Annotated in this window: 21 protein-coding genes; 13 read left to right on the top strand and 8 right to left on the bottom strand. The window is 64.4% G+C overall.

What is annotated here, in order from left to right:
• Window positions 1-80: 80 nt before the first annotated feature.
• The 3 genes from FJ964_RS12125 to FJ964_RS12115 form a co-directional block, all read right to left on the bottom strand.
• On the bottom strand, window positions 81-854 hold the full coding sequence (locus tag FJ964_RS12125; protein ID WP_140492223.1) for a Bax inhibitor-1/YccA family protein: 774 nt from the start codon (window positions 852-854) through the stop codon (window positions 81-83).
• Between the two features lie 240 nt (window positions 855-1,094).
• A complete protein-coding gene (locus FJ964_RS12120) occupies window positions 1,095-3,644 on the bottom strand; it encodes an ABC transporter permease (protein ID WP_140550614.1) in 2,550 nt (849 codons plus the stop codon).
• The gene (locus tag FJ964_RS12115; protein ID WP_140550613.1) at window positions 3,644-4,339 is read right to left on the bottom strand and encodes an ABC transporter ATP-binding protein; all 696 of its coding nucleotides are present in this window, start codon (window positions 4,337-4,339) and stop codon (window positions 3,644-3,646) included. The genes FJ964_RS12120 and FJ964_RS12115 overlap by 1 nt, the downstream gene beginning before the upstream one ends.
• An 83-nt stretch (window positions 4,340-4,422) precedes the next feature.
• Between FJ964_RS12115 and FJ964_RS12110 the strand changes: the two genes are divergently transcribed.
• Both FJ964_RS12110 and thpR read left to right on the top strand, forming a co-directional pair.
• Window positions 4,423-5,067 (top strand): arylesterase, encoded by a 645-nt coding sequence (locus FJ964_RS12110; RefSeq protein WP_140550612.1) that lies wholly within the window; start codon window positions 4,423-4,425, stop codon window positions 5,065-5,067.
• A 124-nt stretch (window positions 5,068-5,191) separates the two neighbouring features.
• Window positions 5,192-5,788: an RNA 2',3'-cyclic phosphodiesterase gene (gene thpR / locus FJ964_RS12105; RefSeq protein ID WP_140550611.1), complete on the top strand. Its 597-nt coding sequence runs from the start codon at window positions 5,192-5,194 to the stop codon at window positions 5,786-5,788.
• Here thpR and FJ964_RS12100 read toward each other — a convergent pair.
• Window positions 5,692-6,210 (bottom strand): low molecular weight protein-tyrosine-phosphatase, encoded by a 519-nt coding sequence (locus tag FJ964_RS12100; protein ID WP_140550610.1) that lies wholly within the window; start codon window positions 6,208-6,210, stop codon window positions 5,692-5,694. The two genes, thpR and FJ964_RS12100, sit on opposite strands and share 97 nt — an antisense overlap.
• A 50-nt stretch (window positions 6,211-6,260) precedes the next feature.
• Between FJ964_RS12100 and FJ964_RS12095 the strand changes: the two genes are divergently transcribed.
• From FJ964_RS12095 to FJ964_RS12085, 3 genes are all read left to right on the top strand, one after another.
• Window positions 6,261-6,554: a 4a-hydroxytetrahydrobiopterin dehydratase gene (locus tag FJ964_RS12095; RefSeq protein ID WP_140550609.1), complete on the top strand. Its 294-nt coding sequence runs from the start codon at window positions 6,261-6,263 to the stop codon at window positions 6,552-6,554.
• A 170-nt stretch (window positions 6,555-6,724) separates the two neighbouring features.
• The gene (locus FJ964_RS12090) at window positions 6,725-7,087 is read left to right on the top strand and encodes a YkvA family protein (protein WP_140550608.1); all 363 of its coding nucleotides are present in this window, start codon (window positions 6,725-6,727) and stop codon (window positions 7,085-7,087) included.
• Between the two features lie 273 nt (window positions 7,088-7,360).
• On the top strand, window positions 7,361-7,864 hold the full coding sequence (locus tag FJ964_RS12085) for an invasion associated locus B family protein (RefSeq protein ID WP_140492199.1): 504 nt from the start codon (window positions 7,361-7,363) through the stop codon (window positions 7,862-7,864).
• A gap of 53 nt (window positions 7,865-7,917) precedes the next feature.
• Here the strand turns inward: FJ964_RS12085 and FJ964_RS12080 are convergent, their stop codons facing one another.
• Both FJ964_RS12080 and FJ964_RS12075 read right to left on the bottom strand, forming a co-directional pair.
• Window positions 7,918-9,273 carry a chloride channel protein gene (locus FJ964_RS12080; protein WP_140550607.1) on the bottom strand — a complete coding sequence of 452 codons (1,356 nt, stop codon included), beginning with the start codon at window positions 9,271-9,273 and terminating at the stop codon, window positions 7,918-7,920.
• 251 nt (window positions 9,274-9,524) lie between these two features.
• Window positions 9,525-9,824 (bottom strand): hypothetical protein, encoded by a 300-nt coding sequence (locus FJ964_RS12075; protein ID WP_140550606.1) that lies wholly within the window; start codon window positions 9,822-9,824, stop codon window positions 9,525-9,527.
• Between the two features lie 267 nt (window positions 9,825-10,091).
• Between FJ964_RS12075 and rlmN the strand changes: the two genes are divergently transcribed.
• Genes rlmN through FJ964_RS12060 form a run of 3 tightly spaced genes read left to right on the top strand, consistent with a single transcriptional unit; the run spans window position 10,092 to window position 12,222 of the window.
• Complete coding sequence (rlmN, locus tag FJ964_RS12070; RefSeq protein ID WP_140550605.1) at window positions 10,092-11,327, top strand: 23S rRNA (adenine(2503)-C(2))-methyltransferase RlmN; 1,236 nt, start codon at window positions 10,092-10,094, stop codon at window positions 11,325-11,327.
• Window positions 11,324-11,773, top strand: coding sequence for a hypothetical protein (locus tag FJ964_RS12065; protein ID WP_140550604.1), 450 nt, complete (start codon window positions 11,324-11,326; stop codon window positions 11,771-11,773). The genes rlmN and FJ964_RS12065 overlap by 4 nt, the downstream gene beginning before the upstream one ends.
• Entirely contained in the window at window positions 11,770-12,222 is a 453-nt protein-coding gene (locus FJ964_RS12060; protein WP_140550603.1) for a hypothetical protein, read from the top strand. Before FJ964_RS12065 ends, FJ964_RS12060 begins: the two co-directional genes overlap by 4 nt.
• A gap of 79 nt (window positions 12,223-12,301) precedes the next feature.
• On the opposite strand, the gene FJ964_RS12055 is transcribed toward FJ964_RS12060, so the two are convergent.
• Window positions 12,302-12,943 carry a LysE family translocator gene (locus FJ964_RS12055; protein WP_140550602.1) on the bottom strand — a complete coding sequence of 214 codons (642 nt, stop codon included), beginning with the start codon at window positions 12,941-12,943 and terminating at the stop codon, window positions 12,302-12,304.
• 194 nt (window positions 12,944-13,137) lie between these two features.
• Between FJ964_RS12055 and FJ964_RS12050 the strand changes: the two genes are divergently transcribed.
• Window positions 13,138-14,361, top strand: a complete 1,224-nt coding sequence (locus FJ964_RS12050) for an argininosuccinate synthase (RefSeq protein ID WP_140550601.1) — start codon at window positions 13,138-13,140, stop codon at window positions 14,359-14,361.
• Between the two features lie 184 nt (window positions 14,362-14,545).
• Here the strand turns inward: FJ964_RS12050 and FJ964_RS12045 are convergent, their stop codons facing one another.
• Entirely contained in the window at window positions 14,546-15,346 is an 801-nt protein-coding gene (locus FJ964_RS12045; protein ID WP_140550600.1) for a lytic transglycosylase domain-containing protein, read from the bottom strand.
• Between the two features lie 254 nt (window positions 15,347-15,600).
• On the opposite strand from FJ964_RS12045, the gene FJ964_RS12040 reads away from it, so the two are divergent.
• The 4 genes from FJ964_RS12040 (at window position 15,601) to ffh (ending at window position 20,359) form a co-directional block, all read left to right on the top strand.
• Entirely contained in the window at window positions 15,601-16,698 is a 1,098-nt protein-coding gene (locus FJ964_RS12040; RefSeq protein WP_140550599.1) for a putative zinc-binding metallopeptidase, read from the top strand.
• A gap of 62 nt (window positions 16,699-16,760) precedes the next feature.
• The gene (locus FJ964_RS12035) at window positions 16,761-17,357 is read left to right on the top strand and encodes a DUF1236 domain-containing protein (RefSeq protein ID WP_140550598.1); all 597 of its coding nucleotides are present in this window, start codon (window positions 16,761-16,763) and stop codon (window positions 17,355-17,357) included.
• 169 nt (window positions 17,358-17,526) lie between these two features.
• The gene (locus FJ964_RS12030) at window positions 17,527-18,492 is read left to right on the top strand and encodes a type II CAAX endopeptidase family protein (protein WP_140550939.1); all 966 of its coding nucleotides are present in this window, start codon (window positions 17,527-17,529) and stop codon (window positions 18,490-18,492) included.
• A 289-nt stretch (window positions 18,493-18,781) separates the two neighbouring features.
• The gene (gene ffh, locus FJ964_RS12025; protein WP_140550597.1) at window positions 18,782-20,359 is read left to right on the top strand and encodes a signal recognition particle protein; all 1,578 of its coding nucleotides are present in this window, start codon (window positions 18,782-18,784) and stop codon (window positions 20,357-20,359) included.
• Window positions 20,360-20,367 lie beyond the last annotated feature (8 nt).

Raw genomic sequence — 20,367 nt, 5'->3', positions numbered from 1 at the left:
CGGCGCAAAAGAAAAGGGCGGCCGTTGGGCCGCCCCTTCCAAACCCGATGGTCCAGTCAGACCATGACGCGGACCAGGCCTTAACGGCGGTCGCCCATGAACTGGAGCAGGAACATGAACAGGTTGATGAAGTCGAGATAGAGCGTCAGCGCGCCCATGATGGCCTTGCGGCCGGCGACGTCGGAAGCGTCGCCCTCGAAATACATCTCCTTGATCTTCTGCGTGTCGTAGGCAGTGAGGCCGGCGAAGACCAGCACGCCGATCGCCGAGACGGCGAAGGACAGCGCCGACGACTGCAGGAAGATGTTGATCACCATCGCGATGATGATGCCGAACACGCCCATGATCAGGAACGAGCCCATCGCCGTCAGGTCGCGCTTGGTCGTGTAGCCGAACAGCGACAGCGCGCCGAAGGCCGCGGCGGTGGCGAAGAAGGTCTGCGAGATGCTGGCGGTGGTGTAGACAAGGAAGATCGACGACAGCGACAGGCCGACCAGGCCCGCATAGACCCAGAACGTCGTCTGCGCCGCCGACACGCTCATCGACTGGACGCGGAACGACAGGAACAGCACGGCGGCCAGCGGGGCCAGCATCACCAGCCAGCGCAGCGGCGAGCCGAAGATCGCGTAGCCAAACGAGGTCAGCATCTCGCCGCTCGGCAGCGTCGCGACAGCCGAGGCCGGATCGGTGGTTGTGGCCAGCATGATCGTGCCGACGGCGGCAAGACCAGTGATGAGGAGACCAAGCCCCATCAAATTGTAGACCTTGATCATATAGGCGCGCAGGCCCTGATCGATGTCGACGGCTGCGCCGGGCACGGCGCGCGTCTGATAGTTGCGAATGGGTTCAGCCATTGTGGTCCTCTATTGCTTCTGCCCCGTCCGGTGTCGGGTCCACCCGGACCCAGGCGCCGCTGGCGGGACTCCAGCATGCCTGCGGCGAAATATGATGGTTATTCGCGTCAAGAACAAGACCGTAACCGGGTGTAATGCTTCGTGAGGCACGTATGGCGCGGTTTTCCAGCCCTTTGGCCGCGAAACATTACGCCGATTTAACCAAATGGCGGCCGTCGGCGGGGTGGAGCCGATGCGGACTCAGAGGTTGCGCAACACGGGCGATGCCTTGTGGCCGAGTACCCGCCAGGTGCCGGCGAGACCGATGCCGACGGTGATGACCAGCGCAAAGAGAATGGTCGCCACCGCCACTTCCGGCATGAAATGCGACGGCAATGTCATGATGCGGGCGACAACGAACCATGCGGCGGCACTGCCGGCGGCGAGCGCGAAGACCGCCGTGGCGAGGCCGATCAGCATATATTCCAGCGAGAAGGCCGATATCAGCGTCAGCCGCGTCGCGCCCAGCGTCTTCAGCACCACCGCGTCGTGGATGCGCGCCCGGTTGCCGGCGGCGAGCGCGCCGGCCAGCACCAGCACCGACGCGATCAGTGCCACGCCGGCCGCCGCCCTGATCGCCGCGCCGAGCTGTCCCACCAGCCGGTTGACGATGTCGAGCGCGTCCTTGACGCGCACCGTGGTGACTGCCGGGAAGGCGCGAGTGACGGCATTGAGGATGCGGGCATCGTCGGCCGGAGTGGCGCTCTTTTCGGTCAGCGTCGCCACCCAGCCATGCGGCGCGCCGGCAAATGTACTGGGCGAGAAGATCATGACAAAGTTGATGCCCATCGTCTCCCATTCGACCTGGCGGAAATTGGCGATCCTGGCCGTGACATTGCGGCCGAGCACGTTGACGGTGACGGTATCGCCGAGCTTCAGCCCGATTTCCTTGCCTTCCTTGTCGGAAAACGAGACGAGCGGCTCGCCGGTATAATCGGCCGGCCACCATTTCCCCTCGGTCAGCGTCGCGTTGTCCGGCTGCTTGGCCTCATAAGTCAGGCCGCGATCGCCGCGCAGCACCCAGGCGCCCTCCGCCGGCACCTTGACCTTGTCGACGGCAACGCCGTTGAGCGCCATCACCCGACCGCGCAGCATCGGCACCTTGGCCAGCGTCCCCTGCGGGGCCTCCTTGCTGATCAGACTGGAGAAGCCGTCGACATCGCTGCTCTGGATATCGACGAAGAAGAAGTTCGGCGCCCGCTCCGGCAGGCTGCCGGAGATCTGCCGCCGCAGATTGCCGTCGATCAGCGCCAGCGTCACCAGCAGCGTCAGCCCAAGCCCCAGCGACAGCACCACCGACGGCGTCAGCGCGCCTGGCCGATGGATGTTGCCGACGGCGAGCCTGAGCGCCACGAAGCGCACGCGCGGGCTCTTCCTTGCCGACCATTGCACCAGCGCGCCGACCAGGCGCAGCACCAGGAAGGCGAAGATGGTGGCCCCGACGAAGATCGAAGCGATGCGCTGGTCGCCCGAAAACAGGATGGCGAGCGCTGCAAGCAGCACTGCGATGCCGAGCGCCCAAACGACATAGATAGCGCGTGGAAAACCGCGGCCTTCCAGCCCCATCTCGCGAAACAGCGCGGTCGCCGGCACGTCGCGGGCGCGGCCCAGCGGCAGCAGCGCGAAAGCCAGCGTCACCAGCAACCCGAACAGCGCCGCCATGCCGAGCGCGCCGGGATAAAAGCCGCCTTGCGCCGGCACCGGAACGACCGACTGAAGTGCGGCGCTGGCGGCGAAGGGCATCAGCGCGCCGAGCACCAGACCGGCGGCGATGCCGAGGGCCGCGATCATCAGGATCTGCACGAGGTAAACGGCAAAGACGAAGCCGCCGGATGCGCCCAGGCTCTTGAAGGTGGCGATGACGCCGCGCTTGCCGTCGAGATAGGCGCGCACCGCGTTGGCCACGCCGACACCGCCGACCACCAGCGCCGTCAGCCCGACCAAGGTCAGGAATTGCGAAAAGCGTTCGATGTTGGAAGAGAGCGCCGGGGCCGCATTGCTGCGCGTGCGGATCGACCAGCCGGCCTCCGGGAAATCCTTGGCGGCCTCCTCCTGGATGGCCTTGAGCCGCGCCTCGTCGGCGTCGGCGGCCAACCGGACCTTGTAGGAATTCTCGACCAGGCTGCCCGGCTGGACCAGCCCTGTGGCGGCCAGGCCCTCCGTCGAGATCATCAGGCGCGGCGCGAAACCGAAGCCTTCGGACACGGCATCGGGCTCGGTGACCAGCCTGGCGCGCAGTTCGAAGGTGGCGGTTCCGAGCTTCAGTCGATCACCGAGCTTCACATGCAGCCGTTCGAACAGCAGGTCGGGCGCGGCCGCGCCGAAAACACCGAACTGTTCGCCGAACAGTTCCTGCTTCGTTAACGCCGGCTCGGTTTCCAGCGCACCGTAAAGCGGATAGGCCTCGTCGACGGCCTTGGCCTCGACCAGCGCCTGATCGGAGCCGTCGGCAAGCCGCGCCATCGAGCGCATGCTGGCGGTTCTCGACACGGTGCCCAGCCCATCGAGGGAGCCGCGTTCGGCGTCGCTTGCGTCGCGCTGGTTAAGCTGGAAGCGCAGATCGCCGCCAAGCAGCGTCTGGCCCTGGTTGGCAACGCCGGCACTGATCGAGCGCGCGACGGAATTCACGCCGCCGATCGCCGCGACGCCGAGCGCGATGCAGGCAAGAAAGATCAGAAAGCCGGCCAGGCCGCCGCGCATCTCGCGCAAGGAGAAGCGGACGGCGAGTTTTAACGTCCGCGCCGGCGACATCAGGCGATGGCCTTGGTCGGCGCGGGCGCCTCGATCCTGCCGGAGCGCATAGAGACCTGGCGCGAACAGCGCGCCGCGAGCGCCGGATCATGCGTGACCAGCACCAGCGTCATGCCGCGCTCGGCCGCCTTGGCGAACAGCAGGTCGGCGACCTGCTTGCCGGTCGCATGGTCGAGATTGCCGGTCGGCTCGTCGGCGATGAGGATGCGCGGCGATGGCGCAAGCGCCCGGGCGATCGCGACGCGCTGCTGCTCGCCGCCCGAAAGTTCGCCGGGATAGTGCGTGACGCGGTCGCTCAGACCGACGGCCGCCAGCTCGCGTTCCGCCACCGAGAACGGATCGGCATGGCCGGCCAGCTCCAGCGGCACGGCGACATTTTCGAGCGCCGTCATATTGGGAATGAGATGGAAGGACTGGAAGACGATGCCGACGTTTCGCCCACGGAACGATGCGATCTGATCCTCGCTCTTGTCGTTGAGCAGCTCGCCGGCAATTCGTACCGTGCCCGAATCGACCCTTTCCAGACCGGCGAGGACCATGAGCAGCGTCGACTTGCCCGACCCCGACGGTCCGACGATGCCGGTCGCCTCGCCGCGCGCCACATCGAGGCTGACGCCCTTCAGCACATGGACGGACGAGGCGCCTTCGCCCAATGTCAGCGATACGTCTTTCAGCTCGATGACGGCTTCTGTCAAAATGAAAGCGTCCTATATGGAGATGAAGGCTCCGCCCGCCGGGCCGTTGCCGGAAGAATTCTCTGTCATATGGGACCTGCCGCATGTCTTTCCAACGCAGAATTGCCGCAGGCCTGATCGTTTTCCTCGTCATTTGCGGCGCCATTTCGTCGGCACGCGCCGAGCCCTTCAAGATCGTCGGTTTCGGTGACAGCCTGATGGCCGGCTTCGGGCTCGGACCGGAAGAAGGTTTTACCGACAGGCTGCAGGCGGCGCTGCGCGCCAGGGGCAGGGATGTAATCGTCGCCAATGCCGGCGTTTCGGGCGATACGTCCAGCGGCGGGCTGGCGCGGCTCGACTGGTCGGTGCCGGACGGCACGCAGCTTGTCATCCTCGAACTCGGCGCCAACGACATGCTGCGCGGCGTTTCGCCCGACATCACCCGCAAGAACCTGGATACGATGCTGGCCAAGCTGAAACAGCGCAAGATCGCCGTGCTGCTGGCCGGCATGCGCGCAGCGCCCAATCTCGGCGCCGATTATCAGAACGCCTTCGACTCCATCTTTCCGGAACTGGCCGCAAAATACGGCGTTACCTTGTACCCGTTCTTTCTCGACGGCGTAGCCGGCCGGTCCGCCCTGCAGCTTGAGGATGGCTTGCATCCGAACGCCAAGGGGGTCGCCCAGATGGTCGAGCGTATATTGCCCGCGGTCGAGAAGGCCATCGCGGCGGTGCCTGGAGGATCGTGAGCGGGGGAGACCTTTCCGTTGGGGAAATCTTTCGACGAGACCTGTGACCAACAAATCTCTTGCCCCGCTTGATTATCGATGATTCGCTAGGGGCACAGTTCGATTCGAGGAAGGGAGGCTCTTCATGCCGCGTCTTTTCACCGCCCTCGAAATTCCGCGTGACGCCGCCCTTTCGCTGTCCCTGCTCAGGGGCGGCCTGCCCGGGGCCCGCTGGATCGACGTCGAGAACTACCATCTGACGCTGCGCTTCATCGGCGATGTCGAAGGCCATGTCGCCGACGAGATCGCAAACGCGCTCGACCGCGTCCACCGTCCCTCCTTCCCGCTGACGCTGTCGGGCGTTGGCGCTTTCGGCCAGAAGAAACCGCATGCCGTGTGGGCCGGGGTCTCTGCCTCGCCGGACCTCGCGGCGCTTCAGGCTGAAATCGAGCGCATTTGCCAGCGGCTCGGCATTCCGGCCGATCCGCGCAAGTTCATGCCGCATGTCACACTGGCGCGCCTGCGCAATTCGAGCCCGCTGGACGTCGCCCAGTATCTTTCGGCGCGCGGCAATTTTTCGACCTTGCCGTTCCGCATCAGCCGGTTCGTCTTGATGTCGTCGCGCGATTCGGTCGGCGGCGGCCCCTACATCGTGGAGGAAGCCTGGCCGCTGTCCGGCGCCGATACGCGCGCGGCAAGCCGGGTCGCCAGCGCCTCCGACGCTTCGCGGATCATGCGGTAGACCTCGGCGAAGGCTTCCTCGCCGTGGTGATAGGGATCCGGCACGTCGCGGCCCTTTCCCTGTGCAAATTCCAGGAAGAGGTGGACGCGGTCGCGCACGGCGGCTGGCGCCAGCCTCTTCAGGTCGGCGACGTTCGAGCTGTCCATGCCGAAGATCAGGTCGAAACGCGAGAAATCCTCGGGCGTGATCTTGCGTGCCCGCAGTTCCGATATGTCGATGCCGTGGCGCGACGCGATGGCGATCGAACGCCGATCAGGGGCGGAGCCCGCCTCCCAGTCGCTGGTTGCGGCCGAATCGAGCACTATGTCCCGGCCCAGTCCACGTTCCGTCAGCACGGAACGAAGCACGCCTTCCGCCAGCGGCGAGCGGCAGATGTTGCCCAGGCAAACGAACAGAATGGATTTTATGGGCTTCGTGCTCATCGATCCGCGCTATGGTGAAGGTCATCTTCGAAATAGCACAGGAACCGGACATGACGAGAGAGAAACTTGGCAAGGAAGCCATCATCGCGGCGCTGACAGGCCTCGAAGGCTGGTCGCTGGCTGCGGATGGCGCTTCCATCAACCGGACGTTCACCTTCAGGAATTTCTCCGAAGCCTTCGCCTTCATGACCCGCGTCGCGCTTGCTGCCGAGAAGATGGACCACCATCCCGACTGGTCCAATGTCTACAAAACCGTCGACGTGACGCTGAACACCCACGATGCCGGCGGCGTCACGGCGCTTGACATCGAGTTGGCGAAGAAGATGAACCGCTTTGTCGGCTAGGTGGTGGGCGACGCGGTACAACGTCCCTAAACTTCGGCTCGACGCGGTCAAGACTGATTCCGATTTTCAGCCTAGCGATCCGCCAAGCTCTTGCAGCAAGCGTCGGGTTTCACCACATTTTGCCCCGCGGCCATGCGCAGGCAAGCGCTTGAGCCCGCAAGGAGAAATTGATGGCGCAAAAATCCGGTTTTGATTTCTTCGGCTTTGGCGACCGGCTGGGCGGCGAGGGCGAGGTGCGCGAGAAATTCTGGCGCACGGCCAAGAAGGCCGCGCGGCAGATCCCGTTCATGGAAGATGTCGTCGCGGCCTATTACTGCGCCATGGACAAGAACACGCCGCTGCGCGCGAAAGGCATCCTGGTGGCGGCACTCGGCTATTTCGTCCTGCCGGTGGATATGGTCCCCGACTTCGTCCTCGGCCTCGGCTTCACCGATGATATCGCCGTGCTCACCGCAGCGATCACCGCCGTCAGCGCCCATATCACGCCGGCGCACCGGCAGGCCGCCAAGGATGCCATATCAGACAGGGGTTGAGCCCTGGCACCGCCTTCGCGCGCTCTGGACACCAGCGTTCAGAGGGCTTGTGGAAAAGTCAAACTCTTGCCGCTTTCATGCCCTCCAAGTCGCCGAAGGGACATCGCGCCAGCCGCTTGAAAGGCGGCGGCGCGAAGACGGCGGCGGTTTCCTGGGGTGAGCGTCCTTTTCTCAGAGGTATTCACCGTTTGGTAACCCAGATTAAATCAAAATGAAGCGACGGCAGGACGCCACGCGGCCTGCCTCCGCACCATTTGGAATACGGGAAAAACGATGCGCGGATTGATTGCTACAGTTTCGAGCCTGGTCCTGGTGGCCTTCGCAGCGCCGGCGATGGCGCAGCAGGCGACCAAGATCGGCCAGCACAATGCCTGGGGCACCTACAGCTACCAGGCATCGGGCGGCAAGGTCTGCTATGTCCTCACCGTGCCGACCGACAAGCAGCCGCCGACGCTCGACCATGGCGACATGTTCTTCTTCGTCAGCCAGCGGCCCGGCCAGCAGGTGTCCTACGAGCCGCAATTCATCGCCGGCTACACCTTCCAGGAAAACTCCAAGGCCACCGTCACCATCGATAAGAAGACGTTTTCGATGTTCACGCGCGGCAAGTCGGCCTGGGTCGAGAACGCCGCCGAGGAGCCGGTGCTGATCGCCGCCATGAAATCCGGCACCGACATGAAGGTGCAGGCCAAGTCCGGCCGCGGCAACACCACCTCCTATGTGTTCTCGCTGAAAGGCATCTCGGCGGCGCTGTCCTCGATCGCCAACTGCAAATAGTCGAAGCTTCGCTTGAACAGAGGGCCGGACCGCTGAGTCCGGCCTTTTGCTTTTCAGGCCGGGCCTTGTTCCGGCGCCGCCTCCGCCCTGCGCCGGCGGATGGCTTCCGCGATGAAGACGCGCGACAGCGCATGATAGAGCGGCTCGCGCGAGATCATGCGCGCCGTGCCGTAGCCCAGCATCGAGGCCAGCATCAGCGCGATGACATTGTCGTGATTGCCGGTCATCTCCAGGATGATGACGAAGGCCGTCATCGGCGCCTGCACGACGCCGGCGAAATAGCCGGCCATGCCGAGCAACGCGGCCGCACCCGTGCTGGCGCCGAAGACGAGGCCGAGCGAGCTGCCGATGCCGGCGCCGACCGAAAGCGAAGGCGCAAAGATACCGCCCGGAATGCCAGAGACCATCGACAGCAGCCCGGCAAGGAACTTCTCGGCGAAGAAGAACCAGGGCAGCGGCGTGCCTTCAACGGCGCCGCGCGCCTGGGCGTAGCCGGTGCCGAAGGTCAAGCCGCCCGAGGCGATGCCGATCGCCGCGACGCCGAGCCCGCAGATGGCGGCGACCAGCAAGGCGCGCCGCAAGGGCTGCCCCGTGTTCCAGCGCCGGATCCGGCGCGTTGCCTTCAGCGCCAGGAGCGAGAACAGCGCGCCGAAGCCGCCGCCGATGATCCCGCAGGCAATGACAAGCGGCCACTCGGCGGCAAACGAGATCGTCTCCTTCGAGACGCCGAAATAGGTGTAGTTGCCAAGCAGGCCGAGCGAGGCGATGCCGGCCAGGATCACCGCCGTCAGCACCAGCCCGTTGGTCCGCGCTTCGTAGGTGCGGCCCATTTCCTCGATGGCGAAGACGATGCCGGCGAGCGGCGTGTTGAAGGCGGCCGCGATGCCGGCGGCCGAGCCGGCCAGGATCAGGCCGCGCGCCTGCGCCATGCCGCCCCAGCGTGCCGCCTGTAGCATCAACGACGCGCCGACCTGCACGGTCGGTCCCTCGCGGCCGATCGAAGCGCCGCAGAACAGGCCGACCAGGGTGAGCGCGATCTTGCCCGCCACCAGCTTCAGCGACAGGATATGGCCGCGGTCGTCGTCGTCGCGCAGATGCCGCGCGGCGATCGCCTGCGGAATGCCGCTGCCTTGCGAGCCCGGGAAGAAGGCTTGCGCCAGCCAGGCGCACAGCACGAAGCCGAGCGGCGTGATCGCCAAAGGCAGATAGAAGCGCCAGCCGCCGTCATCGCCGATCATGGCGTGGAACAACGCCTGCGCTTTGTCGGCCAGCACCGCGAACATAACGCTGATCATGCCGATGCAGATTGCGCCGGCCCAGAACACCAGCCGCGGCTGCCACACCCGGCGAGAGCCCCACATGGCGCGCGAACGCCGCAGCAAGGGGTATTTTCGCACTGTACCGGCCATGTCTGTCCTCTCGACGGAACCCAGCCCTAACACAGGCATGACCTCGATCAAGCATTCGCATCGAACGTGGATTGGACGACGGACCTGACTAAATGTCCATGGCGGCGGTTTGGGACCATGAACAAGGAACCATGAGCTATGCCCGGTTCGCCGCAATGATCCCGATCGTTTTCCGATCGGCCTCCGGGGACAAGGCTCGAATAGCCCCCGCCGACCTCCGAGCCGGCGGGAACATCGATCGATGGCAGGCCTCACATAGCCATTTTTTCGCATTCCGCCTGAGCCTTCTTGGTCGACGTGTCGATCATGAAGGCTTTGCCCTTGGCGTCGGTCATCATCATCATGCAGTGCTTGATCGGCTTTGCCATCTTCATCATCTCGGCACTCGTTTTCGCATCCGGCGTCATGGTGCCCATATGCCCGTCCGGCATGATTGCCGTGACTTGCCCTGCTTTCATCATGGTCATCGTGCCCATCGCGTCTTCGGCAAATGCCTGCGAGGCGAAAAGGCCGACGAAGCCGGCAATGACGGCGAGCTTGATAGAGTTCATGCTGCATACTCCCATTTGTCGGGGCATGGTTGCCCCATCCAGGGGTTCGAACACGCGGTGAGAACCGTTACTTCAACACGATCAAGTGATCCGTTTTCAGTCGAAAAACACGGACCGCAGGCCTGACCGGCCAGCGCATCTATCAATCGGTCGGCACACGGATCGCCTCGCCATCGCATGACTCCGCCGCCAAGCTGTGCTATGGGCCGCGCTTCATATCGGGCCGATGGATGAAATCGGCCGCAAACCGCTTATATCAGTGCAACCATGACCCTTTCATTCGACCTCACCGCCGAAGGCGCCCGTGACGCCTTGCGCGCCCGCGCCGTGCCGGCCGAAAAAGCGTCGCTGATCGGCCTGACGCGCGCCGAGCTCGGCGAGGCCCTCATTGCTTCCGGCATTGTGCCGGAGCGTCAGGCAAAAATGCGCGCCCAGCAACTCTGGCACTGGATGTATGTGCGCGGCGTCTCCGATTTCGCCGGCATGTTCAATATCTCCAAGGATCTTCGCGCCGAGCTAGACAAGCATTTCACCGTGGCGCGGCCCGAGATCGTCGAGGAACAGATCTCCGCCGACGGCACGCGCAAATGGCTGTTCCGCTTTCCGCCGCGCGGCGCCGGCCGCCCGGTCGAGATCGAGACCGTCTACATTCCCGAGGAAGGCCGCGGCACGCTCTGCATCTCCTCGCAGGTCGGCTGCACGCTGACCTGCTCCTTCTGCCACACGGGCACCCAGAAGCTGGTCCGCAACCTGACGGCCGAGGAAATCCTCGCCCAGTTGCTCACCGCGCGCGACCGGCTCGGCGACTTCCCCGACCGCGACACGCCCGACGGCGCCATCGTGCCGGCCGAGGGCCGCAAAGTGTCCAACATCGTCATGATGGGCATGGGCGAGCCGCTCTACAATTTCGAGGCGGTCAAGAAAGCGCTGCTGATCGCCTCCGACGGCGACGGTCTTTCACTCTCCAAGCGCCGCATTACCCTGTCGACTTCCGGCGTGGTGCCGGAGATTTTCCGCACCGGCGAGGAGATCGGCGTCATGCTCGCCATCTCGCTGCACGCCACCAATGACGATCTGCGCGACCTCCTGGTTCCGATCAACAAGAAGTATCCGCTCAAGGAGCTGATCGCCGCCTGCCGCGCCTATCCTGGCCTGTCGAACGCCAGGCGCATCACGTTCGAATATGTGATGCTGAAGGACGTCAACGATTCCCTCGACGATGCCAAGGCGCTGGTCAAGCTGCTCAGGGGCATTCCGGCCAAGATCAACCTGATCCCGTTCAACCCATGGCCTGGCACCAACTACCAGTGCTCGGACTGGGAGACGATCGAGAAATTCGCCGACTACATAAACAATGCCGGCTATGCCTCGCCGATCCGCACGCCGCGCGGCCGCGACATCCTCGCCGCCTGCGGCCAGCTCAAGTCGGAATCGGAGCGCATGCGCAAGGTCGACCGGCTGGCGCTGGAAGCCATGATGATCGCGGGGCACGGGGAGGCGTGAGGCGTCTCGTCGCCGGGCTCAAGCGCTTCGTCTTCATAGCAGTCGGCTATATCGCCGCCGTGCTGACCTCGATCCTGGTGCCTGTGCTGCTGATCGCTCTTCTGGAAGGGCTCGAATATGGCAACTGGTCCATCGTTTTCGCGTTCGACTGGCTGGTTTCCTTCCCGCTCACGGTAGTGACAGTGGCGGTCTGCGCCCTGTTGATCGTCGGCCCCGCGATCTTCATGGCCGAACGCTTGTCGCTTCGGGGGTGGTTCTACTTCGCGGCCACGGGCGCGATCACGTCCATCGCGTTCGGGGTTCTCATCCCGGGCTCGGCCGGAGGGTTTGTTTTCAACCCGGGCTTTCTCGGCTTCCTGGCCACCGCCGGCATTGCCGCCGGTTCGGTCTACTGGTTTCTGGCCGGGCGCAAGTCCGGTCATCTCACACGCCGGGATCAGCAATGACCCGTCTCGTCGCCTATATCGTGCGCCTTGCCGTCATCCTGTTCGGCTATGCCGTCGCCGCGCTGGCGGCGAGCGCGTTCCTCAATGTCCTGTTCTTGGCCTCGCTCGGCTATACGCCGGCGCATGCGGAGCCGGCGGCGACCGCCTCGCTCTATTTCTCGATCCCCTTCGTCGCGCTGTTTGCCGCCTATTTCGCCTTCATGCCGGCGGCCCTCGCGATTCTGATCGCCGAGATCCTCGGCCGGCGCGATTGGCTGTTCTATGCGCTGGCCGGTGCGATCGTCGCCGCCGTCTTCCTCGGCTTCGCCGACCAGATGGGCGACACGCCATTCGCCGTCACCGAGCCGCGCGCCATGGCCGCCGTCATCGGCGGCGGCATGGTCGGGGGCATCTTCTATTGGCTCAGCGCCGGACGCTGGGCCGGAAGCTGGTGGAAAGCCGAACCGTGACCCCGAACCGAGCGCCCGCGTAAGGGGGAAGCTTTTCTGACCTCCGGTTCGGAAGAGATCAGCAGCGAACAGCAAAATCCTACTTCGCCTGGGCAGTCAGGATTTTGAGCGCGAACGCGGAAAACACGCCGGCGAAGAGATAGTCGACCACCCGCGTCACGCGCGGGCTGGCCTTCATCGCCGCCGAGAATTTCTCCGCCGCCAGCACCATCGGGGTCGTCACCGGGGTCGACAGCACCACGAACATGGCGCCGAGGAAGAACAGCTTTCCCGGCGCGTGCGGATCATGCGCCGAGACGAATTGCGGCAGGAAGGTCATGAAGAACAGGATGATCTTCGGGTTGAGCAGGTTGACGCCCAGTCCCACCATCCAGCTCCGGAACAGCGAGATTTGTGGGCCCGTCTTCTTCTCCGGCGAGAAGGCCGAGCCCTTGGTGATCGCCTGCCAGGCCAGGAAGACGAGATAGCCGGCGCCGAAGATCTTCAGCACGAAGAAGGCCATCGGCGAGGCGACGATCAGCGCCGAGACGCCGACCACCACCAGCGTGGTGTGGATCAGCGTGCCGCACAGCGCCCCCGCCATCGAGGCGAAGCCGGCGGCGCGGCCCTGGCTCAGCGTGCGCGAGACGAACAGCGTCATGTCCGGTCCCGGCGTGATCGCCAGGATGAACGTGGCGATGGCGAACTGGATCAGCGTTGCGGTGTCGGGAATGAAGGACATGGGCGGTCCGTTGGCTCTAAAGACGCTGCTATAACGAATGGCTACTGTGGTTGCCAGCGGTTGTGCGACCGAAAGAATGATCCAGCTGTCGCGGATGCCTGTTTCTCCGCGCCTTGCCGCGTTCATCCCCTTGCGGTGACCGGAAACGGCGTGATACCTCGCCGGCCGAGAACTCTTGTCGCGGAAACCGCCAAATGTCGAAAACAAAAGACGTCAAGAAGGTCGTGCTCGCCTATTCCGGCGGCCTCGACACATCCATCATCCTGAAATGGCTGCAGACCGAGCTCGGCGCAGAGGTCGTGACCTTCACCGCCGACCTCGGCCAGGGCGGCGAATTGGAGCCGGCGCGCCGCAAGGCCGAGTTGATGGGCATCAAGGACATCCGCGTCGTCGACGTGCGCGAGGAATTCGTTGCCGACTTCGTCTTCCCGATGTTTCGCGCCAACGCCGTCTATGAGGGCACCTATCTGCTCGGCACCTCGATCGCCCGGCCGCTGATCTCCAAGCATCTCGTCGAGATCGCAAAGGAGACCGGCGCCGACGCGATCGCCCATGGCGCCACCGGCAAGGGCAATGACCAGGTCCGCTTCGAGCTTTCGGCCTATGCGCTCAATCCCGACATCAAGGTCATCGCGCCCTGGCGCGACTGGTCGTTCAAGTCGCGCACCGACCTCATCAACTTCGCCGAGCAGCACCAGATTCCGGTGCCGAAGGACAAGAAGGGCGACGCGCCGTTCTCGGTCGACGCCAATCTCCTGCATTCCTCTTCCGAGGGCAAGGTGCTTGAGGACCCGTGGAGCGAGCCGCCGGAATTCGTGCACCAGCGCACCGTCTCGCCCATGGACGCGCCGGACAAGGTCACCGAGATCGAGATCGAATTCCTGAAGGGCGATCCGATAGCGCTCAACGGCAAGAAGCTGTCGCCGGCAACCATGCTGGCCGCCCTCAACGATCTCGGCCGCGACAACGGCATCGGCCGGCTCGACCTCGTCGAGAACCGCTTCGTCGGCATGAAGTCGCGCGGCGTCTACGAGACCCCCGGCGGCTCCATCCTCATAACAGCGCACCGCGCCATCGAATCGATCACGCTCGACAGGGGAGCTGCCCATCTCAAGGACGAGTTCATGCCGCGCTATGCCGAACTCATCTACAACGGCTTCTGGTTCGCGCCCGAGCGGCTGATGCAGCAGGCGATGATCGACAAGAGCCAGGAGGATGTCGAAGGCACGGTGCGTCTGAAGCTCTACAAGGGCAATGTCATCGTTACCGGCCGCAAGTCAAACAAGACGCTCTATTCCGACGCGCTGGTGACCTTCGAGGACGACCGCGGCGCTTACGACCAGAAGGACGCCGCGGGCTTCATCCGCCTCAATGCGCTGAGGCTGCGCACGCTGGCCGCACGCAACCGCCGGGGCTGACCACTCACCCGGTCAGCGAACAGGAAACCCGGCATCGCGGCCGGGCTTTCTGCTGGAAAGCAATTCCAGGAAAAGTGTACGGTTTTTCCGGGAAAAGCGCGTAGCACTTTACCTTGGGAATTGCGCAAAAACAAAGACATGGAGCGTTTAGCCGTTTCCGTGAAACGGTGAACTGCCCTGACGATTACTCGCCGTCAATTGCGGTGGCGATACGGGCGATGGCCTGCTGATAGACACTCGCCGAGTTCCAGCCAGCAATTGCACCCATATTCGACTGAGCGCTCGCGCCGGCCTGCCAACCATGCGCCTTGAGGAAGTTGGCCGTGGATGCCAGCGCGATGCTCTTGTCGCGCAGGTTTCCGCTGCCCACCCCATATTTCAGGACATTTCCGGGCAGGAACTGCGTGTGGCCGATCTCGCCATGCATGGCCCCGACCGACGCGGCGGTCAACGTTCCGCGATCGACCAGCTTCAGGGCCGCAATGGCATGCGGCTGAAAATAGTCCGGACGGCGGCAGTCATAGGCAAGCGTCAAAATGGCGGACACCGTGTTCTGGTTGCCCATGGAGGCGCCGAAGCCCGTCTCCATGCCCCAGATGGCAAGCAGCACGCCCGGCGAGACGCCGTAGGTCCGTTCGATCTTGTCGAACAGCGCCGCATTCGATTTCTTCAACGCCCGGCCCCTGGAAATGATCGCCGCCCCGCCGCGGCGCTTCATGAAAGCTTCCACGGAGCCGCTGAAAGCCTTGTGGATGGCGCGGTCCGCGGAAATGGTCCTGGTCGCGTAGGTCGCGCCGGCCAGGGCGGCCAGCCCTCTCGAACCCACGCCCTCGGCCCTGGCCTCCGCTGCGAAGTCCTGCTTCCAGGCATCGAAGCCGGCTCCGGTCTTGCCGCAGCTGGCCGCCGCCTGTGCGCCCGTCGCCAGCGCAAGCATCGCCACCACAGTGGCCGCTGCAAACATCTTACCCTTGGCAAGAAATGCCATGTTGTTCTCTCCTGGTTGCCTGAATCACGTCCCGGCCGGAATTTGCCAGTGAAACGCGCACTTGTCACTGTCGCGCGCGCAAGCTGGCCAATGGATGGGAATTTGCCTACGATCAAGCAATTATTATGGCAAGAACCGCCCATGGCCTGACGATCCTTGCGCCATGTTGCTCAATGACGTCACAGGGGGAACGACGTTTGTCGGCCGGCGTTTTGCACGACGCGCTTTCCCCTGTTCCGTGGTCCGAGACCGAGATGAAACTCTTCGACTGTCCTCATTGCGGCCATCGTCTCTATTTCGAGAACGCCCGGTGCCTGAACTGCTCCAGTGCCGTGCTCTACGATCCGCAGCGCGCCCGCTTTGCCCTGTCCGGTGCCGACGGCGGCTCCCCATGCGCCAATGCCGACGAATGCGCCTGCAACTGGATGGCCGAGGCGGGACAGCCCTTCTGCCGCGCCTGCGCGCTCAACCAGCTGATCCCGGACCTCTCCGTCGACGGCAACCGCCGCCGCTGGATACGCGTCGAGGCGGCGAAGAAGCGCGCGGTCTATTCGCTGCTGGCCTTCGGACTGCCGGTGACACCCAAGCAGAACCCCGCGGACGAGGCCGGCCTTGCCTTCGACTTCCTTGCCGATCCGATCGGCGGCGGCCCGGGCGGCGAGCGCATCCTGACCGGCCACGACAATGGCCTGATCACCCTCAACGTCGCCGAAGCCGACTCCGCCGAGCGCGAAAGGCGGCGCGTTGAAATGGGCGAGAACTATCGCACCTTGCTCGGCCATTTCCGCCATGAGCTCGGCCACTACTACTGGGACCGGCTGATCCGCGACAATCCGCAAAGGCTTGACGCCTTCCGCGCGTTGTTCGGCGACGAGCGCACCGGCTACGAGCAGGCATTGAAGAACCACTATGCCAATGGTGCCCCACCCGGCTGGCAGCAACGCCACATCTCGCCCTATGCCACCTCCCATCCCTGGGAGGATTGGGCCGAAAGCTGGGCCCACCACCTGCACATCACCGACACGCTGGAAATGGTCCATGCGCTGAACTTCCCGCTCGGCCGGCTGGAGACGGTGGAAGCCAACGAATTGCCCCAGGGCGACACCGGGGGCATGCTGCAACCAGCGCCGTCCGAGCCGACACCCGCTCCCGAGCCGTTCGAAAGGATTCTGTCCCGCTGGCTGGTGCTGTCGGAAGCCTCCAATTCCATCAATCGCTGCATGGGTCTGCCCGACCTCTACCCCTTCGTCATCTCGGATGTCGCCGCGCGCAAGCTGGCCTTCGTTCACGACCTTCTGACCGGCCTGCCGCAAGAAACGGGAACAAATCGTGAGTTGGCTTCAACATTTTAGCTGGAACGCATGCGCCGCTCTCCCGTTTTCGCTGCCGAGGGACCATGAAACGGAGAGAAACCATGAAATCCCTATTGTTTCCCGCGGTTGCCGGAATGCTCGCGCTCTTCTCGGGCGCCGCCATGGCCGACACCCCCGTCTCCGCAATCACCGATCTCAACGTCCGCGCCGGCCCAGGCCCGCAATATCCTGTCATCGGTGTGCTCGCCGCCGGCAAGTCGGCGACGCTCAATGGCTGTATCGAAAACAGCAAATGGTGCACCATCGCCGAAGCCGGTGGCCAGGGCTGGGTCTATTCGGACTATGTGACGGCTGATTTCGGCGGCAACCGGGTCGTGTTGACGCGACGTCCGCTCGGCTCCAGCGTCGCCGTCGTGTCACCGCCCGAGGGTTATTCCACCGATTACACCGGCTCGATCATCGCCGGCGAGCCGGTCGAGGACGCCATCCCGCAGCCTCCCGCCGAAGTCAGGACTTATGTCGACACGCATCGCGTCGACCCTGTCTACCTTGAGGGCGAGGTGGTCACCGGGGCCGTATTGCCCGAGAGCGTCGAGTTGCGCGAGATCCCCGATTACGACTACCGCTACGTCTATGTGAACGGCCAGCCGGCGCTGATCGACCCGCAAACGCGGCGCATCGTGTATGTGGTGCGTTGAAGCGGATAGGCGCGGGTAATCATCGGAGCATGCCTTTCGCCTGCCGGCAGGCAGGCGAGGGCGGGGCGAATGCGCCGATGGCTGGTGGGGCGTACCGAACAGGAATGATTGCGCAGAACCGTCCGATCCCATAAATCATGCGACGCGAAGCACCAGCTTGCGAGAGATCGTGATATCGGATCCTGCCGCCTTCGAGCATTATCGAAACACAGCCAACCAAAAGACGACCCTGCCGCGCCTGGTTCTCGGGACCGGGATCGTCCTCCTGTTCTGGGCCGCGACGACGGTGGTCGTGCTGCTGGGCGGCACCTACGCCTTTTTCGCCTGGCGGACAGCGCAAGGCGCGGCTGCGCCAGCCGGCGGCATGCAGGATTTCCTTGCGTCGCCCGTCGGCATCCTCACCGCGCTCGCCTCTTTTGCCGGTATCTGGATCGGCCTCTGGATCGCCATGCGCTGGGTGCATGGCGAGAAGCTGTCGGCGCTCCTCGGCAACAGCCGTCGCATTTCGCGATCGGGCTTCGTCAAGGGACTGATCGCGGTGTTGGTCACTTCGCTCGTGTCCGAGGTCCTGCTCTACCTGATGCAGCCCGAGATCGCGCGCGGCTCGATTGCCCTGTCGTCCTGGCTGCTGTTCCTGATCCCGATCCTGGTGTTCACTTTTCTGCAGACGTCGTCGGAAGAGGTGCTGTTCCGCGGCTACCTGCTGCGCGGTCTGGCGTACCGCTTCAGGAGCCCGTTGATCTGGGCGCTGCTGCCGGGCCTGCTGTTCACCTCGCTCCACTGGAGCCCGAGCTCCTCGGCGGCCATCAACGCCTCCGTGCTGGCCTCGATCGCCGCCTTCGCGCTGCTTTTGACGCTGGTGGTCTATGCCACTGGCAATCTGGGCGCCGCCCTCGGTGCCCATCTCGGCAACAATCTGACCGGCTTCCTGCTGATCTCGCATCAGGAGAGCTACAATTCCTTCGCCCTGTTTACCGCCAGACCTCTCGAAGGGCCGGGCTGGGCGACGTCGGATGCGGTCCTCATCGCCATGATCGGCATCGCCTGCAGCCTGCTGACGATACTGCTGCTCTTACATCCGCGCTCGCCGCTGAGGGTCTCGGCCGAACCTGCAGACGGAACGAAGGCGACCTGATTCCTGCGTGGGGAGACCGACGGAACGGTCCTTGTCTTGACTCCGCGGCCGTTTTCCTGTCTACAGCCCCGAATTCCGCGACGAGTATCCCTCCGAGCAAGCCGACCAGGACGCCGAGGCCTCTTTGAGGCCAACTGCTGTAAACAGATCCTGGAGGCCAACACCCGGCAGCGCTGTGCGCCCCCGGGTGCTTTTTGGTTTTGGCTTTTGCTTGCCACGAGACTTGGACACTTGGCGCGAACGCATTACTTCTCGGGCACCATCCGGTTGCCAGGGAAAAGGAAACAGAATGTTTGAATCACTTCAGGAGCGCCTTGGCTCCATCCTGAACGGCTTGACCGGCCGCGGCGCGCTGTCGGAGGCGGATGTCTCGGCGGCACTGCGCGAGGTGCGCCGTGCGCTGCTCGAGGCCGACGTGGCGCTGGAAGTGGTGCGCTCCTTCACCGACAAGGTGCGCGAGAAGGCGGTCGGCGCGGCGGTGCTGAAGTCGATCAAGCCCGGCCAGATGGTCGTCAAGATCGTGCACGACGAACTGGTCGACATGCTCGGCGCCGAAGGCGTCGCCGTCGACCTCAACGCGCCGGCGCCTGTCGTTGTCATGATGGTCGGCCTGCAGGGTTCCGGCAAGACGACGACCTCGGCCAAGATCGCCAAGCGGCTCACCGAGCGTCAGAACAAGAAGGTCCTGATGGCCTCGCTCGACACGCGGCGCCCCGCCGCCCAGGAGCAGTTGCGCCAGCTCGGCGAGCAGGTCAAGGTAGCGACGCTGCCTGTCGTTGCCGGCCAGAACCCGGTCGACATCGCCAAGCGCGCCGTGCAGGCGGCCAGGCTCGGCGGCCACGACGTGGTCATCCTCGACACCGCCGGCCGCACCCATATCGACGAGCCGCTGATGGTCGAGATGGCCGACATCAAGAAGGTGTCGAGCCCGCACGAGATTCTGCTGGTCGCCGACTCCTTGACCGGCCAGGACGCCGTCAACCTGGCCAAGAGTTTCGACGAGCGCGTCGGCATCACCGGACTGGTGCTGACCCGCATGGACGGCGACGGCCGCGGCGGCGCCGCGCTGTCGATGCGCGCCGTCACCGGCAAGCCGATCAAGCTGATCGGCACCGGCGAGAAGATGGACGGGCTGGAGGAGTTCCACCCCAAGCGCATCGCCGACCGCATTCTCGGTATGGGCGATATCGTTTCGCTTGTCGAAAAAGCCGCCGAGAACATCGACGCCGAGCAGGCGGCGGCGATGGCCAAGAAGATGCAGTCGGGCAAGTTCGACCTGAACGACCTCGCCCAGCAGCTTCAGCAGATGTCGAAAATGGGCGGCATGGGCGGCATCATGGGCATGATGCCCGGCATGGGCAAGATGAAGGACCAGATGGCCGCCGCCGGGCTCGACGACAAGATGTTTGGCCGCCAGCTCGCCATCATTTCCTCGATGACCAAGGCCGAGCGCGCCAACCCCGATATTCTCAAACATTCGCGCAAGAAGCGCATCGCCGCCGGCTCCGGCACCGATGCCGCCGAGATCAACAAGCTCTTGAAGATGCATCGCGGCATGGCCGACATGATGAAGGCGATGGGCGGCAAGGGCAAAGGCGTCGGCCTGATGCGCGGCATGATGGGCGGACTCGCCTCCAAGATGGGCCTCGGCGGCATGATGCCCGGTGGCATGGGCGGCATGCCTGACCTCTCCAAAATGGATCCCAAGCAGCTTGAAGCCTTGCAGAAGCAGGCGCAGGCCGCCGGCCTCGGCGGCATGAAGGGCCTACCCGGCGGCGGCCTGCCAGGCCTACCCGGCGGCATGAAACTTCCGGGGCTTCCCGGCCTCGGCGGAGGCGGACTGCCGGGCCTTGGCAAGAAGAAGTGAGAATACGG

The organism is Mesorhizobium sp. B2-3-2 (assembly GCF_006442295.1).
Classification (GTDB): Bacteria; Pseudomonadota; Alphaproteobacteria; order Rhizobiales; family Rhizobiaceae; genus Mesorhizobium.
The sequence above is the reverse complement of the archived record's forward strand: the minus strand, read 5'-3'. Positions and strand labels throughout refer to the sequence as shown.

Excerpts from the sequence above, each read along its gene's own strand:
- FJ964_RS12125 (WP_140492223.1), bottom strand. The coding sequence starts at position 854 with ATGGCTGAACCCATTCGCAACTATCAGACGCGCGCCGTGCCCGGCGCA.
- FJ964_RS12120 (WP_140550614.1), bottom strand. The coding sequence starts at position 3,644 with ATGTCGCCGGCGCGGACGTTAAAACTCGCCGTCCGCTTCTCCTTGCGC.
- FJ964_RS12110 (WP_140550612.1), top strand. The coding sequence starts at position 4,423 with ATGTCTTTCCAACGCAGAATTGCCGCAGGCCTGATCGTTTTCCTCGTC.
- thpR (WP_140550611.1), top strand. The coding sequence starts at position 5,192 with ATGCCGCGTCTTTTCACCGCCCTCGAAATTCCGCGTGACGCCGCCCTT.
- FJ964_RS12100 (WP_140550610.1), bottom strand. The coding sequence starts at position 6,210 with ATGAGCACGAAGCCCATAAAATCCATTCTGTTCGTTTGCCTGGGCAAC.
- FJ964_RS12095 (WP_140550609.1), top strand. The coding sequence starts at position 6,261 with ATGACGAGAGAGAAACTTGGCAAGGAAGCCATCATCGCGGCGCTGACA.
- FJ964_RS12090 (WP_140550608.1), top strand. The coding sequence starts at position 6,725 with ATGGCGCAAAAATCCGGTTTTGATTTCTTCGGCTTTGGCGACCGGCTG.
- FJ964_RS12085 (WP_140492199.1), top strand. The coding sequence starts at position 7,361 with ATGCGCGGATTGATTGCTACAGTTTCGAGCCTGGTCCTGGTGGCCTTC.
- FJ964_RS12080 (WP_140550607.1), bottom strand. The coding sequence starts at position 9,273 with ATGGCCGGTACAGTGCGAAAATACCCCTTGCTGCGGCGTTCGCGCGCC.
- FJ964_RS12075 (WP_140550606.1), bottom strand. The coding sequence starts at position 9,824 with ATGAACTCTATCAAGCTCGCCGTCATTGCCGGCTTCGTCGGCCTTTTC.
- rlmN (WP_140550605.1), top strand. The coding sequence starts at position 10,092 with ATGACCCTTTCATTCGACCTCACCGCCGAAGGCGCCCGTGACGCCTTG.
- FJ964_RS12060 (WP_140550603.1), top strand. The coding sequence starts at position 11,770 with ATGACCCGTCTCGTCGCCTATATCGTGCGCCTTGCCGTCATCCTGTTC.
- FJ964_RS12055 (WP_140550602.1), bottom strand. The coding sequence starts at position 12,943 with ATGTCCTTCATTCCCGACACCGCAACGCTGATCCAGTTCGCCATCGCC.
- FJ964_RS12050 (WP_140550601.1), top strand. The coding sequence starts at position 13,138 with ATGTCGAAAACAAAAGACGTCAAGAAGGTCGTGCTCGCCTATTCCGGC.
- FJ964_RS12045 (WP_140550600.1), bottom strand. The coding sequence starts at position 15,346 with ATGGCATTTCTTGCCAAGGGTAAGATGTTTGCAGCGGCCACTGTGGTG.
- FJ964_RS12040 (WP_140550599.1), top strand. The coding sequence starts at position 15,601 with ATGAAACTCTTCGACTGTCCTCATTGCGGCCATCGTCTCTATTTCGAG.
- FJ964_RS12035 (WP_140550598.1), top strand. The coding sequence starts at position 16,761 with ATGAAATCCCTATTGTTTCCCGCGGTTGCCGGAATGCTCGCGCTCTTC.
- ffh (WP_140550597.1), top strand. The coding sequence starts at position 18,782 with ATGTTTGAATCACTTCAGGAGCGCCTTGGCTCCATCCTGAACGGCTTG.